The organism is Streptomyces sp. NPDC087440, assembly GCF_044744005.1.
Classification (GTDB): Bacteria; Actinomycetota; Actinomycetes; order Streptomycetales; family Streptomycetaceae; genus Streptomyces.
Genome location: NZ_JBIUXN010000028.1, coordinates 25,243 through 37,776, shown reverse-complemented (window position 1 = coordinate 37,776; position 12,534 = coordinate 25,243). Strand labels below are relative to the sequence as shown.

Genomic DNA, 12,534 nt, shown 5'->3' with positions numbered 1-12,534 from the left:
ATTGCACCCGGACACGCCTCCTCCGGCGACGCCGCGGGGACCCACGAGAACGGCTCCGGGGCACGAAGATGCCGAAGGGCGCCACCTTCCCTTGGGTGGCTTGGGGTACGACGGGCCGCGGTGTTCTACGGCGGTTCTGTGGGACGTGCTGCGGGTGACGTGCGGAAGGCGGGGCCCCGGTGAAGGCGGGCTCCGAGGTGGGGGACACTCCAGAGGTGAGCAGCACCAGACCGCGTCGGCCCTTGGGAGCCGGACAGCAGATCCCCGACCCCGAACCGAAGGACCCCCGGGCGCGCACCGTCGCCGAACGCGCCGCCGACGAGGAATGGACAGTGAGCCCCGAGCGGTCCCGCCCCGCAACAAGGGGACGTCGCCCGCTGGGGACAGGCCCGGTCGGTGACGGCCGCTAGACGACCGGGGGCAGGATCGGGCTCAGACCTCGCGCAGGGCCCGGACCTCGACGGCCGCACCCAGGAGCAGCTGGTCAACGGGCTGAACACGGCGCAGGACCTCCGTGGGCAGTCCCTTGGCAGTCCGGCGTACCGATGTGACCTCATTGGCGATCCCCTCACACAGGTCGGCGAGGGAGACCAGCAGGATCGCCAGACGGCCGACGGAACGAAGGTCGGCGCGCGAGACGGCATGACGCAGACGGTCCTCCGCGTTGACGAGTCGGTCGGCACGCTCGAAGCCGGTGAAGTCGGTGATGCGGGCCCCGGGGGCCGGTAGGTCCGGTTCGGTCAGTCCGGAGACCAGCGCCACTTCCCGCTCGACGTCGCTGATCCGGTGGTGCTGCCCGTACCAACTGCGCACCCGGACGGTGAACTCCTGCACCCACATCTGCGTCTCGTCCCAGTCCAAAGGGCACCGTTCCCGTACGCGGTGCATGAGCGAATCGACGGCTTCGCGGTACCGGAGTCCGTCGGGGGAGTCGGCGACGGAGGGATGGCGCAGTGCTGCGGAGCTGTACATCAGCAGGCTGGCCAGCCTGTTGCGGCCGACCTCGGCGATGTCGGGACCGGCCGCTGAGACAGCCCCGTTATAGATCTCCTCGGCAGGCAGATCGGGGTCTGCGTCCAGGACCAGGCCCGCCACGATCCGCTCCAGGGCGTTCGGCCGCCAGTTCGCGAGGTCCAGGTCGGTGTCGAGCGAGACCAGTTCGTCGAGGGCAATGTCGGTAGCGGTGCGTGCCATGACGGCATGCTACGACCGGGAAGTCACCTACGGGACAAGGGACTTGGAGGCGTTACGTACGGGAAGGAAGACCCTTCCTATGACCAGGCGTGCCGTCGTCGGAAGGCGGCGCAAGCCGACACCGGGCGAGGACTTCCTGTGTTGACGGGGCGGTCCGAGCGTCAGCCACGCTCACGGCCCCGCCTCTTCTTCTCCCGTTTGCGGTCGGCCTTCGCGATCTTGTTGCGAGCTGGCGGGTCCTGGGGCCAGGGCTCGTCGAACACCCCGTCAACCGCCGCCGCCCCCTTGGGGTCGCGGACCAGGCGGACGGCCGGGTGCAGAGGGGAGACACAGGCCCGCAGATCACCGGAGAACTCGCGGAAGACGGCGGCCTGGTGCGCGGAGTCGAGGAAGGAGAGGGACTGGTCGGTCGGCCATTGGGGAGCCATCGTCCACGGGCTCGATGTCCGCGTCGTCCAGCGCGGACAGCTCCTCGTTGCGCCCGGCGACCGCGAACTTCAGCGAGTTGAGCGCCTTGTCGCGCAGCCGGGTCAGCTCCGAGATCACCAGGGGGCGCCCCTTCCCGGCACCCGGCTGGGGCGCCCGCTCGCGTGGTGCGTTCGCCATCTTCCGCAGGTCGGCCGGGGTGAGCGGGGAGGCCTTCCCACGGCCGCGCTTCTGCCGCTCCTTGTCCAGCTTCAGCGGCTTGAGGGCCTCGGTGGCCGCCGCCCGGGCCGTCTTGGGCACCTCGTAGCCGTACCGGCGGGCCTCGGAGGCCACCCCGGTCACCCGCCGCTCGATGCTGTTGGGGGCGGCCTTCTTGACCTCGTCCAGCCACCTCACGAACGCCACGTACGTGCCGACCGTGACAGAGCTGAGCGGCAGGCGGACACCGGTCTGCTCGGCGAGCCAGTCGTGGAACTCCTCCCACAGCTCCCAGTCCCGCGCGTACCCGGTCCTCGTTTTACGGGGACGCTTGTCGTACAGGTCCTCGGCCGCCTTCGTGTCCAGCGCGGCCAGCACAGCCGCCACCGGATCAAGTGCCGCGACCTCGCCGTTGCCGGGGGCGGTGGTGTCCACGAGCTCGGCGTCGTCTGCACGCGGTCCGGCTGTCCGGGCAGGACGAAGGCGACGTTCATCGGCATGAGGTGGTGGTCCTTTCGGTGACGATGGTGCGGGCGAGCTGAGCCAGGTTGTCGAAGTCGGCGTCGGTGAGGGGGCCGCCGTCGGGGCGGGCGCAGTCGGTCGCGATGACCGTCCGGGTCACTGTGATGCCGAACAGGGTGCCCTGGTCGGGGTGGATCTCCGTCGGCTCCGGTGCGGCGGGGGTGGTCGTCATCGGGTCCTGTCCTCCGGGTCGGTGGGGCGGGCGGTGCCCGCCGTACGGTTCTCCGCCCGGCTGCGCTGGGCGGGCTCGGTGCGCGGGGCGTGCTCGTACCAGGCGAAGGGCCGGATCGTGTCGGCGGCCGCCAGCACACGGGTGGCCGCACCGACGGCGGAGCCGGGCTCGACGGTGGCGCCTTCCAGGGAGGCCAGCATCCGGGCCCCGTGGGTCTCGCAGCCGGTGACGGCACTGCCGTGGTCGTCCACGAGGGTGACCGCGTCCTGCGCTCCCGCGCACTCCACCGGGTCCTCGGGGTGGGCGGCCGAACAGCGGTCGGCGGACGACTGCGGCTCCTCGGCACGGGAGGCGGGGGATTCCGCGGGCGTGGTGTCTGTCATGAGGGTCCGTGTCCTTCGGTGGGGTGGGAGCGGGACTGCACGACGGTCAGACAGACCGTGACGACCGCGACCAGTACCCTGGCGATAGCCAGTGGGGCGGCGACCATCTCGGCAAGCTGACCCACCCGGCCAGCGCCGCGAGGTCGGCGGTCGCCGTGAACACCCGGGCCTTCAACTTGGGCGGGACGCCGTCCTGGACGCGGCGGGCAACTTCGGCGAGCTGGGCGACGATCGCGGGGGAGGTGCCCAGGTGTCCCCACTGGTCGACGGCCCGGAACGCGGGACCCGTCTCCCCGAGCCCGCCCTCCTCGGCGGCGCCCTTGTAGGCGAGCCAGTTCAGCACCGGGCAGGTCTCGGGGTGCTCGCCGTAGGCGACTTCGACGTCGCGGGCCGGACGGCCCTTCACCTCCGGGACGTGGACCTCCAGCCCAGCATCGACGAGCACGATGTCGGGCAGGTCCAGGACACTGACCTCCGCAGCCCGTCCGGCGATGCTGAACGCGATAAGGCTCAGAGCCCGGTTGCGGTAGACCGCGAGGTCGGGCAGCACGTACGCCTTCCACCTGCGCTGAGGCCCTTCGGCGCGCGGCATCTCCGCGCTGGCGGTGACCATCGCACGCAGATGGGCGGGGGTGGCCGGGACGGCTTGTCCTCGCCCGCGGGCGAGGCGTTCACGGTCCGCCTTCAGCCGCTTCAGAGCCTCGCGGGCCGCCTTCGTCGCCTCCTTGGGTACCTCAATGCCGTACGGCGGACGGCGGGCCGTGACCGTCACCCCGGTGATCCGCCGGTCGAAGCTGGCGGGGGCGGCCTCCTTCACCTGGTCCAGCCACGTCACGAAGGAGACCAGCGTCCCCTTCGTGACGGCCGTCAACGGCAGCGTGGTGCCGGTGCGTTCGGCGAGCCAGCGTGGAACTCGGTCCACAGTGCCCAGTCGCGGGCGTAGGAGACCTGGTTCTTGCGCGGCCGCGCCTTCTCCAGATGTTCCTCCGCCCCCTGTTCCAGGGCGGCGAGCACGGCGGCCGCGGCGGGGGCGTACACCGTCACGTTCCCGCCGGCACCGGGTGCGGTCTCGACCAGCTCGGCGTTGACCACCTCCACGGCCTCCAGCGCGGTCCCGCACGTCTCGGCGCTCACTCGGACGTCTCCTCCACCCGGTTGGCGAGCTCGCCGACGAAGCCCTCTTCGCGTTCTTGTGCGGCAGAGATCATGTCCCTCCTGCCCCGTTCGTACATGGCGCTGGCCAGGTTCTCGACAGCTTCTAGGAGCCGTTCCCGGCCCTCCTCCGGACGCTCGGACTCAGACACGATGCACTGATAGGGCTGATAGTGCGGGATCTCCCGGCGGAAAAATTCTTCGCTGTCATCGGCAGGCGCGGGCGCATCCTCTGCCCGGCCGGTGGGCTTGCCAGCCCGCGCCGCGCGCTGCTCCTCCTCGCGGGCGGTCCTGAGCGCTTTCCGAAACACCTTCGGTGAGATGCCAAGAGATTCTCGGAACTCTGCCGCAGCGGCAGGTGTGGATGCATCCGCACCGAGGACCCGTACTCCCCTCCCCCGGATTTGGGTGAAGCGCTGGAGCTGCTTCCGGGCGCGGGCGACGTCCTGGGTCGCCTCCTCCAGGCGCTCCAGTGCTTGGTCGAGTGCCGCCTGAGCGGCCCACAGCTCCACGTCCTCGGGGCGCGCCGTCAGGTTCATGGCGACGCTTTCCGGCTCCGCGCTCTCCCTGGTCGCTTTGGACTCTTTGGGCTCCCAGCGGAGCCGTCGGCCCGGCTCCTCCGTAGCCCGCCTGGCCTCATGCGCTCGCTCAAGCCACTGCTGCTTCACCTCCCATCGCTCCTGGTCGGTCAGGGACGTGAGGGCCGCAACGGCGTCCGCCATGGCCGCCAGCGTCCGCGGGGTGGGAAAGCGCTCGCCGCCGAGCGCGTGCATGAGTGTGGACTTACCGATCCCTCCGTGCTCAGCCAGGCGGCTCATCGGAGTTCCCGGGTCCATGAGGCGCTGGAGCTCTAGACGGAGATAGGTGGCGAACTCGGCGGCGGCCGGATCGGCGGTTGAGGGGATGGGCTTCATCGGACGTCCGGCCATGGCGTCTCCTCCTGTTCCTTTGCCTGCACGCTTCTTAGTCTCGCATTGTCCATGCTATTTTCCACCTCTGCGAGACAATTGGGCTCGCATCTCCGTTCGGCCTCCGGGAGTTCACGTGTTCGCGCTCGCCGCCACCGCCCCACCTTCTGCTGTTCCCTGGGTGCTGACTGCCGTCCTGGCGGCCCTGGTTGTCTTCTTCATCGGCTTCTACGGCTCCCAGAAGCCCAAGCCGGTGGGGCTGGGCGTCGGGTTCTACCCGGCGCTGTTCTGCGGCGCCGGCGCGGCCGCCGTCACCCTCTTCGGCCTGGTCGAGCTGTTCAGCAAGCTGCACCTGCTCTGACGTTCCCTCACCGACCCGGACCGCCGTTCACGACGTCACCTCCGGGCCCTTGGCCGGACCGAGGGGGAAGGGAGTGCGCTGCCGGGTGAGCAGCTCTTCCTGCGGGGTGCATCTGGCGGCCGCCAGGTGCGCGGCCTCGTCGAGGGCGAGAACCGGGGGCAGCTCGGCGGCGGCTCCGTCCGCCTGGACGTGGCGGGCGAGGCGCTGGTGGGCGGCCTGCTTGCTGACACCGAGGGCGGTGCCGATGTCGGCCCAGGAGCGGTCGTCCTCCTGGGCCGCGCGGGCGGCGGAGCGGGCGGCCGCGGTGGCGATGCCCTCCAGCCGGGCGACGGCGCTCAGCGCGGCGAGCGGGCGGATCGCGGCGAGTTCGCGGAGCCGCTCGCGGACCTGGCCGAGGAGTTCGGTGACGTCGGCGGGGACGGTGGTGGCGGCGGCCGGGGCCGCGTGCGTGCGCTGCCACTCGGCGTAGGGACTGTCCCCGTCCTCGCCGGGCCCCTCGGTGGTCTCCTCGTCCTCGAAGAAGACGGGGAAGACGGTGGCGCCGCGCCACTCCTTCACGATGCGGCCCCGGCCGTCGTAGCAGTCGCATGCGGCGCGCACGCCGACCGCGAGGGGCTTGCCGTCGGTGCCGTCGAAGCACCGCCACGCGGAGTTCCCCCTGAGGTTGTCCTCGGCGGTGGCGTCGCGGCCGTCGGCGAGCACCGCGACCGCGTAGCCCTCGTGCAGTCCGTCGTCGGTGGCCCATCCCATGGGTGGGTGCCTCCCGTTCCGGTCGACAATCGTCAAGGGTCCTTGACGGTGAGCACCGTCCCACAGCCCCGCCCACCCGTCAAGGACCCTTGACTCGAAAGGGTGGCGAGGCGGGGTGTCTCGACTCGGATATCGCACATTATCCGAGCCGAGACGAAGCGTCTCGGTGTTAGTCAGGCGACCCCTGACAGTGTGCCGCGTCACGCTCCGACTGACGCCACAATGCGTCAGCTTCGCACTGACGAACTTCTTTGTCGTGAACTTCCTGACGAGAAGACGCGTCAGGACTAAGGTGACACGGTGACCACTTCAGCTGACGCCCCATCCGAGACCGACCGCAGCCTGCCGCCCCTGCTCTCCCCGCGCGACGAATCCCGCCTCCACCTCGCCGACACCGCCCTGCACACAGCCCACAGCGCAACCAACCTGGTCCCGGTCGATCCGGATGCACCCGCCGGTGCACTCCTGAGCCAGGCCCTCCTCCTGGCACAGGCCGCCTCCACCGCCGTCGCGGCGGCCGTGATCGCCGAGCGCGAGCGCGGCACCACCTGGGAGGAACTCGCCACCGCCGCCGGCACCACCAAACAGTCCGCCCACCAGCGCTGGAACCAGGCGGTCAAGTCCTGGTCCAGCCTGGGGCGCAGCGCCGCCATGGGGACGGAGAACTACTCCGCCAGCAACCTGGCCCGCTCCCTGGACGGCGCCTTCGCCCGCATCGACCCGGACGGCCGCACCGACGCGGTCTCCGCAGGACTCGACGCGGTACGCCACCCGCATTCCACGCAAGCGCAGGAGGCCCGCCGCGCCCGGGCCCGCGAACTCCACACCCGGCGCAAGGACCTAGAGCGCGACGTCACCCGCAACAAGGAGCACTGGATCAAGAAACCGGCCAACCGCCTGGAGCACCTCAAGCGCGCCGCCACGTCCACGGCCGCAGCCGACCTGTACGAGCAGCTTGCCGCCGTATACGACGCACTGGTCACCGCAGAGCCGGAGCTCGCCGACGAGCACCGGGAGAACGCCGACCAGCGGCGCAGCTGGGCCGAAATCAACCGCAAAGACACCGAGTACCGCCTGGAGGACGCGGCAACGGCACCGCCCGCCCCCGCCAAGTGGGCTGACGGGGACGTTCCCTCCGCGCTTTCACAGCCCCTTCCCGGCTCCGGCTGGCACCCCATGGACGATGCTCCCCGCGTGCTGGCCCTGGAGGAGGACAGCGAGTCCTGAGAGGCGGGACTTGCGCGGCTAAGTGCCGCCTCCCGCACAGTCGGCGCGGCCCGCCACCCTGGCGGCCGCGCCGACTTCTGTGAGGTCCCCGATGTCCCTGCTGTCCTTACTCTCCGACGCCCTGTCCGACACCACCGGCTCGCTCGCCGCTCTCCTGGCCCTCGACGGACTGCGCCGGGGCGGAGCGGCCGCACGCCGCCTGCTGTCCCGGGGCCCGCGCGCCACCGAAGGGGCGACCACTCCCCTGACGGAAGGAACGCCCGTGCCCCGCCTCTACACCCTGTACTCGACCACCGGCCCCGACGGCCACCCCCTCCAGCGCGTCAGCACCCAGCCGCCGGGAACGTACGCCGTCTTTTACGTCGACGGCAGCCCGCGACGCTTCCTGCTGACCGAGACCCTGCTGCGCGACGGGTCCTTCGGCGCCGAGCGGGCCGACTACCTGTAGCGCCACCGGGACAAGGGCGGGCGCGCACAACGCTTCCCTTGTCCCGGTCCGTCACCCACACGAGTGCAGAATTCAGCCCATTTCGCCCCGGTCTAGACGCGGAGGGTTGCCCGGAGCCAGGCTCTTCATGGAGACCCCGGAGGCACCGTCCCGATCCCCGACCTCCTCCCGCATCAAGGCCACGGTGTCGCCGCGATCGGCAGCCTCGCGGTAGAGGGCGGTCGCTCCCCGCACGTACGGACCGAACGACATCGGCCGCCAGCACAAGACCCAGCACAACGGTCGCTCCTCGCACGTACGGACCGAACATTCGGCCGCAGAGTCTCTGGAGGACTCGACGCGGTCGCTCCCCGCACGTACGGACCGAACGGAGTACACAACGGAGCGCCACCGCTCAGGGTCGGTCGCTCCCCGCGCGTACGGACCGAGCACTTCCTGACCAGCGGTTCTACAACCGCTTTGCCATGTCGTGATCTGTCTGGTTGGGGTGGGGGAGCGTCAGCGGGTTGCCCCGCTGAGGTGGCACCGGGCTGGGCGGCCTGGTGTCTTCCCGTTTCGTTGCGGCCTGCCTTCCACCCCGTGGGGTGGTGGGTCTTGTAGCTGCTCCGCGGGCGTTTTGCGCCTCCCCCCTACCGGGGGCGGCGGTGCCGGGTGGTGGCACGGGGACGGCGTGGGCGGCGATGTTCCGGGCAGCGTTGAGGTCCCGGTCGATCACGAGCGTGCACTGTCCGCAGGTGAATACGCGGTCGGCGAGGGTGAGGCGTGGGTTTTGCCACCCGCAGGCCGAGCACGTCTTGCTGGAGGGGAACCAGCGGTCGCATACCGCGAGCCGGGACCCGTACCAGGAAGTCTTGTAGGTGAGCTGTCGCCGGAACTCCGCCGGGGACACATCGAGGATCGACCGGTTCAGTCCGGCCTTCTGCCGCACCTTCTTCCCCGGCGCGGCAAGGGTGCCTCGGGCGGAGGCAGTCATGCCCGCGACGTTCAGGTCCTCGATGGCGACCGTCGCGAATCCGGTGGAGAGCTGCTTGGTGATGGTGTGCAGGTAGGTGGCGCGGCGTTCGCCGATCCGGTGGTGCACGACACCGACCCGGCGGGCGGCCTTCCGGCGTCGGGCGGAGCCCTTCGCCGTGCGGGACAGGGCCCGTTGCGCCTTCGCGAGGCGGCGGGTGTCGGCCCGGAGGTGGCGGGGATTGGGCACCAGCAGCAGATCGCGGTCGTGGCCGGGGAGTCGGATGGGTGCAGACAGCGCGGCGAGGACCTTCACCCCGAGGTCGACGCCGACGGTGCCGGCGGACTGCTGCCGTCGCGAGGAACGGTTGGGGATGTCCTGGGTGACCTTGGCGAGGACGCTGGCATACCACCGGTTCCCGGCCCGGGAGACGGTCACGGACTGTACGACTGCCTGGTTGCGTTGGACGAGGCGGGCGAGACGTTTTCCGGAGTCGTGCAGGCGCACGGATCCCAGGCGGGGCAGGTGCAGGCGCCGGTAGCCGTCGAGGCGGATCGTCGGCTTCGTGACGGTGTGGTGCAGCCGGAAGCTGTCCCGCGAGCGGCCCTTCTTCTTGAATCTCGGGTATCCGACCCTGCGCCCCGCACGTTTTCCGGACAGGGAGGACAGCCAGTTCGTCCAGGCCCGGTCCGCGTCGATGAACGCGGACTGGAACGCGTAGGTGGACACTTCGTGCCACCACGGGCACGGCCGCTGCGGACCCGCCACCCCCGGTGCCAGCGGTTCCTCGGTACGGGAGTCGCCTTTGACCCGGTTGAGTTCCTTCTGGATGCTCATCTTGTTGGGAACTGGCACCCGCACCTGCTTGCGCGCCACAGCCTCCGGCATCCCCGAGGTGATCAAGTTGTCGATCTGGGCACGCCACTGCTGATGCGCCGACACCTTTGCCGCGAGCGCGTGATTGAACGCCCACCGGGCAGCCCCGGCGTGCCGGGCAAGATCCTCCGCCTGGACAGGAGTGGGGTCCAACGCGAACCGGAATGCCTTCAGAATCTCCTGCTCCACGCAACCCACCCCCTTCCGTCAACCTCGCCCGCATGTAGCAGTGTTGAGCACGTTAGTCCCTGCCACTGACAATCCGCCTGACCTTGTCTGATCCTGGGTCTGATGACCGCCAGCGTCATCCGGCGCGGTGGCGCGGATGCTCTGCCGACGCCTTCCGTGCCATCTGCGGAAGGGCAGATGCGCTGGCCCGTTCTGCGCGGGCCCGGCGCAGGGCGGCGGCATGGATTTCCGCTGCCTGACGGCGCCGCTGCGCACGGGCCTGCTCGATCGGGGACGGCGCAGCGGCCGCGACCTCGGGGAAGGCGCGGCGGCTGAGTTCGCGCATCGCCCGGTTCTGCCGCTCGATCGCCTCGCTACTGCCCGAGTCGACACGCTGCGCGGGTTCGACGGCCTGGGCAGCGGCGAGGGCCCGGTGGAAGCCGGGAGAGGCCATATCCCGGGTCTTCACCGGCGCCTCCGGCCGGGCCGCCTTCCTTGGCGCGGTGACCGCCTCGCGGGGTGCTGGGGTCGTGGCACCCGGGGCCAGGACCCGGACGGTGCGGACCGCCTGCTTGCCAACGGCGTCATTCGCCGCGGTGACAATCCGGGAGCTGATCAGCCGCAGTTGGGTGGCGTACGCGGACGAGTCCGGGCGCAGGTCCAGCTGGCCGGACTCCGCGTGGAAAGCGACAGCAGCGACGTGAGCGGGCAAGTTCGGGGAGACGGCGGCCGCGATGGCCGGCCACTGATCCAGGATGCTGCCCCCGGCGGCCGGGACGTCCCAGGCGCGGTCGGCCACCAGGTCCCGGAGCACGGCGCCGAACCCGGTCGGCTTCCGGCCGTCCCGCTGGAGGGTCATGGAGCGGGCGGGGCGCTTGGTCTTGCGGATGCTGCCCTCGCCGCGGGCCTTGGCCGCCTCGCGCGCGTGGCGCAGCGCGACCCGGGCCAGGTCGACGCCGGACAGATCCGGCACCGACTGCTCGCCGCTACTGATGGTGGTGTTCACGGTTTCGGTCATCACGGTCCCCCTACCGGCGTCCGACGGTCATCAGCGAGGTGCTGCTCGTCAGCTTGTGGGCGCGCTGCACCAGGTCAGCGCCGAAGATGTGCACGGCGGCGGCAGAGCCGAGGGTGTCGGAGATCGTCATGACGAGCGTGGTCTCACCCACCATGAACTCGCCCCGTGCTGTTGCCCGCATGTCCGCGAGGTCGTCCGGGCTCAGGTCCTCGATGCCGCCCAGCTCGGGCAGCACCTGATCCTTCACGCACGGCTGCGTCTGGGGCGCGAACACCTCAGCAACCATGCGGCGTACCGCCATGCTGCTCGGGGCCTGCCACACGCCGTCCCACTCCTGGTGGCGGGCCGTCTCCGCGCGCCGGGAGTCCCGGTACGCCTGCACGGCGCGCACGCGGCCCTCCTCGGTCGGCCACAGCGCCACCGCGCCCTTCAGCCGCCCGGCGAGGAACCCCGACGGGCGGTGGACGATGCCCGGGGCGTCGCCGCAGTCCAGGAACGCGATCACCTGGTCGGCAGTCCAGCCCGCGTCCGCAACATCCTTGAGGATCCAGGCGATCCGGGGCACCGAAGCGCGGCCCATCCACGGCACCTGGCGGATCAGCTCCGAAGCCAGCTGGAAGCGGCGCCCGACTGCGTTCAGCTTCCGGCGGCCGCGCTTGCCCTTCTTCGGGGTGAGGGAATCACTCTGCCCGCTCGCGAGCTTCCTCTCAGGGGGGAAGTAGGTAGTACTAGCAGAAGAAGCACTGCGGGAACTACCCCCCATTGGGGTGCAACGGACCTCATCCGAAACAGGCGTCACAGCACCCTGTTCAGCAGCCGTCCGCGCACCCTTCGCCAGGGCCTTCGAGGACGACTTCGGCCGCCGCTTGCGGACCTTGCGGGACGACTTCTTCGCCAGCTGCGCCATCAGCTCCCGGCCGGCCTCCGCGATACCCGTCATCCGCCGCCCGGTACCCTCACCGGCCGTACGGACACCGAGCGCCCGGTCGAACTCCACCGGCACCATCCGCGCGAACTCCGACGCCTGCGCCGGACCGCCGGACACCCGGGTGCCCTTGACGATCCACGCGAGCAGCCCGGCCTCCCGCAGCATCCCCAGGTGGTACTCCACCGACCGCTCCGACAGCCCGGTACACCGCACCAGGTACGCGACCCCCGGACGGCACGGGAAGAGCTGCGCGAGCTCCTGGGCGACCCGCACGGTCGTAGGCCCGAACCTGCGCGGTCCGTGGGAGCGGTGACGGCGCGGCTCGTACAGCCCCGCCCCGACGACCCAGTGGACCGCCTGCAACCAGGAGTAGCCGTCCAGAGCGATCCGCCCCGTCGACGTCGCCAGCCACTGGCATGCCTCCGGCACGTACAGCGCGGGCAGTACGTCGACCGCCTCGTCATCGACCGACGGGCGCGGGGAAGGGAGCCGCATGGCGGCCGGTGCCGCCACGGCGGTCACCAGCCCACCGCCCTCACCAGCGCGGTGAAGCTGCGACCGAGCGGTCGAGCACAAGTTCGTGTCGGCGGAAGTGGAGGTGCAAACGGGGAAGCGTCCTGTGCATTCAGGAACATCACAGGGCGCATACATGGGCACACCTGGATGAAACAGGCATGCGTGGGCTGGCAAAAGCTCGGCAGGTAATGCAAACTGACACTCGCCGTCCTCACTCGTGGGGGCGGGTACAGCAAAGCCCCCTGGTGGGTGATGCAGGTTCGGGCAGAACCGAAGAAGTTGGACCGTTCGCAGCCGGCTGGCACCGGGGCGGACAACCCCTCCGCGGAGGCCCT

The 12,534-nt window shown here is 70.6% G+C and carries 15 protein-coding genes and 1 CRISPR repeat array; of the genes, 4 read left to right on the top strand and 11 right to left on the bottom strand.

Annotated elements, in window-relative coordinates; genetic code table 11:
* Window positions 1-215: 215 nt before the first annotated feature.
* Window positions 216-410 carry a hypothetical protein gene (locus ACIO3O_RS37720; RefSeq protein ID WP_401753816.1) on the top strand — a complete coding sequence of 65 codons (195 nt, stop codon included), beginning with the start codon at window positions 216-218 and terminating at the stop codon, window positions 408-410.
* A gap of 22 nt (window positions 411-432) precedes the next feature.
* Here ACIO3O_RS37720 and ACIO3O_RS37715 read toward each other — a convergent pair whose 3' ends face one another.
* From ACIO3O_RS37715 to ACIO3O_RS37685, 7 genes are all read right to left on the bottom strand, one after another.
* A complete protein-coding gene (locus tag ACIO3O_RS37715; RefSeq protein ID WP_401753814.1) occupies window positions 433-1,194 on the bottom strand; it encodes a hypothetical protein in 762 nt (253 codons plus the stop codon).
* 342 nt (window positions 1,195-1,536) lie between these two features.
* Window positions 1,537-2,253, bottom strand: coding sequence for a hypothetical protein (locus tag ACIO3O_RS37710; RefSeq protein ID WP_401753812.1), 717 nt, complete (start codon window positions 2,251-2,253; stop codon window positions 1,537-1,539).
* Window positions 2,254-2,308: 55 nt separating this feature from the next.
* Complete coding sequence (locus ACIO3O_RS37705; protein WP_401753810.1) at window positions 2,309-2,512, bottom strand: hypothetical protein; 204 nt, start codon at window positions 2,510-2,512, stop codon at window positions 2,309-2,311.
* Window positions 2,509-2,895, bottom strand: coding sequence for a hypothetical protein (locus ACIO3O_RS37700; protein ID WP_401753808.1), 387 nt, complete (start codon window positions 2,893-2,895; stop codon window positions 2,509-2,511). The genes ACIO3O_RS37705 and ACIO3O_RS37700 overlap by 4 nt, the downstream gene beginning before the upstream one ends.
* A 46-nt stretch (window positions 2,896-2,941) precedes the next feature.
* Window positions 2,942-3,817, bottom strand: a complete 876-nt coding sequence (locus tag ACIO3O_RS37695; protein WP_401753806.1) for a hypothetical protein — start codon at window positions 3,815-3,817, stop codon at window positions 2,942-2,944.
* Entirely contained in the window at window positions 3,763-4,029 is a 267-nt protein-coding gene (locus tag ACIO3O_RS37690; RefSeq protein WP_401753804.1) for a hypothetical protein, read from the bottom strand. Before ACIO3O_RS37690 ends, ACIO3O_RS37695 begins: the two co-directional genes overlap by 55 nt.
* Window positions 4,026-4,976 (bottom strand): hypothetical protein, encoded by a 951-nt coding sequence (locus tag ACIO3O_RS37685; RefSeq protein ID WP_401753802.1) that lies wholly within the window; start codon window positions 4,974-4,976, stop codon window positions 4,026-4,028. The genes ACIO3O_RS37690 and ACIO3O_RS37685 overlap by 4 nt, the downstream gene beginning before the upstream one ends.
* 115 nt (window positions 4,977-5,091) lie before the next feature.
* On the opposite strand from ACIO3O_RS37685, the gene ACIO3O_RS37680 reads away from it, so the two are divergent.
* Complete coding sequence (locus tag ACIO3O_RS37680) at window positions 5,092-5,316, top strand: hypothetical protein (protein WP_401753800.1); 225 nt, start codon at window positions 5,092-5,094, stop codon at window positions 5,314-5,316.
* Between the two features lie 27 nt (window positions 5,317-5,343).
* On the opposite strand, the gene ACIO3O_RS37675 is transcribed toward ACIO3O_RS37680, so the two are convergent.
* Complete coding sequence (locus ACIO3O_RS37675; protein WP_401753798.1) at window positions 5,344-6,066, bottom strand: hypothetical protein; 723 nt, start codon at window positions 6,064-6,066, stop codon at window positions 5,344-5,346.
* Window positions 6,067-6,366: 300 nt separating this feature from the next.
* Between ACIO3O_RS37675 and ACIO3O_RS37670 the strand changes: the two genes are divergently transcribed.
* Window positions 6,367-7,293, top strand: a complete 927-nt coding sequence (locus ACIO3O_RS37670) for a hypothetical protein (RefSeq protein ID WP_401753796.1) — start codon at window positions 6,367-6,369, stop codon at window positions 7,291-7,293.
* A 91-nt stretch (window positions 7,294-7,384) separates the two neighbouring features.
* Window positions 7,385-7,741 carry a hypothetical protein gene (locus ACIO3O_RS37665; RefSeq protein WP_401753794.1) on the top strand — a complete coding sequence of 119 codons (357 nt, stop codon included), beginning with the start codon at window positions 7,385-7,387 and terminating at the stop codon, window positions 7,739-7,741.
* Between the two features lie 218 nt (window positions 7,742-7,959).
* Window positions 7,960-8,171: direct repeats of the CRISPR family, unit length 29 nt; unit sequence CGGTCGCTCCCCGCACGTACGGACCGAAC.
* An 18-nt stretch (window positions 8,172-8,189) separates the two neighbouring features.
* Here ACIO3O_RS37665 and ACIO3O_RS37660 read toward each other — a convergent pair.
* The 3 genes from ACIO3O_RS37660 to ACIO3O_RS37650 form a co-directional block, all read right to left on the bottom strand.
* On the bottom strand, window positions 8,190-9,758 hold the full coding sequence (locus ACIO3O_RS37660; RefSeq protein WP_401753792.1) for an RNA-guided endonuclease TnpB family protein: 1,569 nt from the start codon (window positions 9,756-9,758) through the stop codon (window positions 8,190-8,192).
* A gap of 115 nt (window positions 9,759-9,873) precedes the next feature.
* Window positions 9,874-10,755 carry a DciA family protein gene (locus ACIO3O_RS37655; RefSeq protein ID WP_401753791.1) on the bottom strand — a complete coding sequence of 294 codons (882 nt, stop codon included), beginning with the start codon at window positions 10,753-10,755 and terminating at the stop codon, window positions 9,874-9,876.
* A gap of 10 nt (window positions 10,756-10,765) precedes the next feature.
* Window positions 10,766-12,205, bottom strand: coding sequence for a transcriptional regulator (locus ACIO3O_RS37650; RefSeq protein ID WP_401753789.1), 1,440 nt, complete (start codon window positions 12,203-12,205; stop codon window positions 10,766-10,768).
* Window positions 12,206-12,534: the final 329 nt, after the last annotated feature.

What these genes read in the sequence shown, in the direction of transcription:
- ACIO3O_RS37715 (WP_401753814.1), bottom strand. Translation starts at nt 1,194, where the DNA reads ATGGCACGCACCGCTACCGACATTGCCCTCGACGAACTGGTCTCGCTC.
- ACIO3O_RS37705 (WP_401753810.1), bottom strand. Translation starts at nt 2,512, where the DNA reads ATGACGACCACCCCCGCCGCACCGGAGCCGACGGAGATCCACCCCGAC.
- ACIO3O_RS37700 (WP_401753808.1), bottom strand. Translation starts at nt 2,895, where the DNA reads ATGACAGACACCACGCCCGCGGAATCCCCCGCCTCCCGTGCCGAGGAG.
- ACIO3O_RS37685 (WP_401753802.1), bottom strand. Translation starts at nt 4,976, where the DNA reads ATGGCCGGACGTCCGATGAAGCCCATCCCCTCAACCGCCGATCCGGCC.
- ACIO3O_RS37675 (WP_401753798.1), bottom strand. Translation starts at nt 6,066, where the DNA reads ATGGGATGGGCCACCGACGACGGACTGCACGAGGGCTACGCGGTCGCG.
- ACIO3O_RS37665 (WP_401753794.1), top strand. Translation starts at nt 7,385, where the DNA reads ATGTCCCTGCTGTCCTTACTCTCCGACGCCCTGTCCGACACCACCGGC.
- ACIO3O_RS37655 (WP_401753791.1), bottom strand. Translation starts at nt 10,755, where the DNA reads ATGACCGAAACCGTGAACACCACCATCAGTAGCGGCGAGCAGTCGGTG.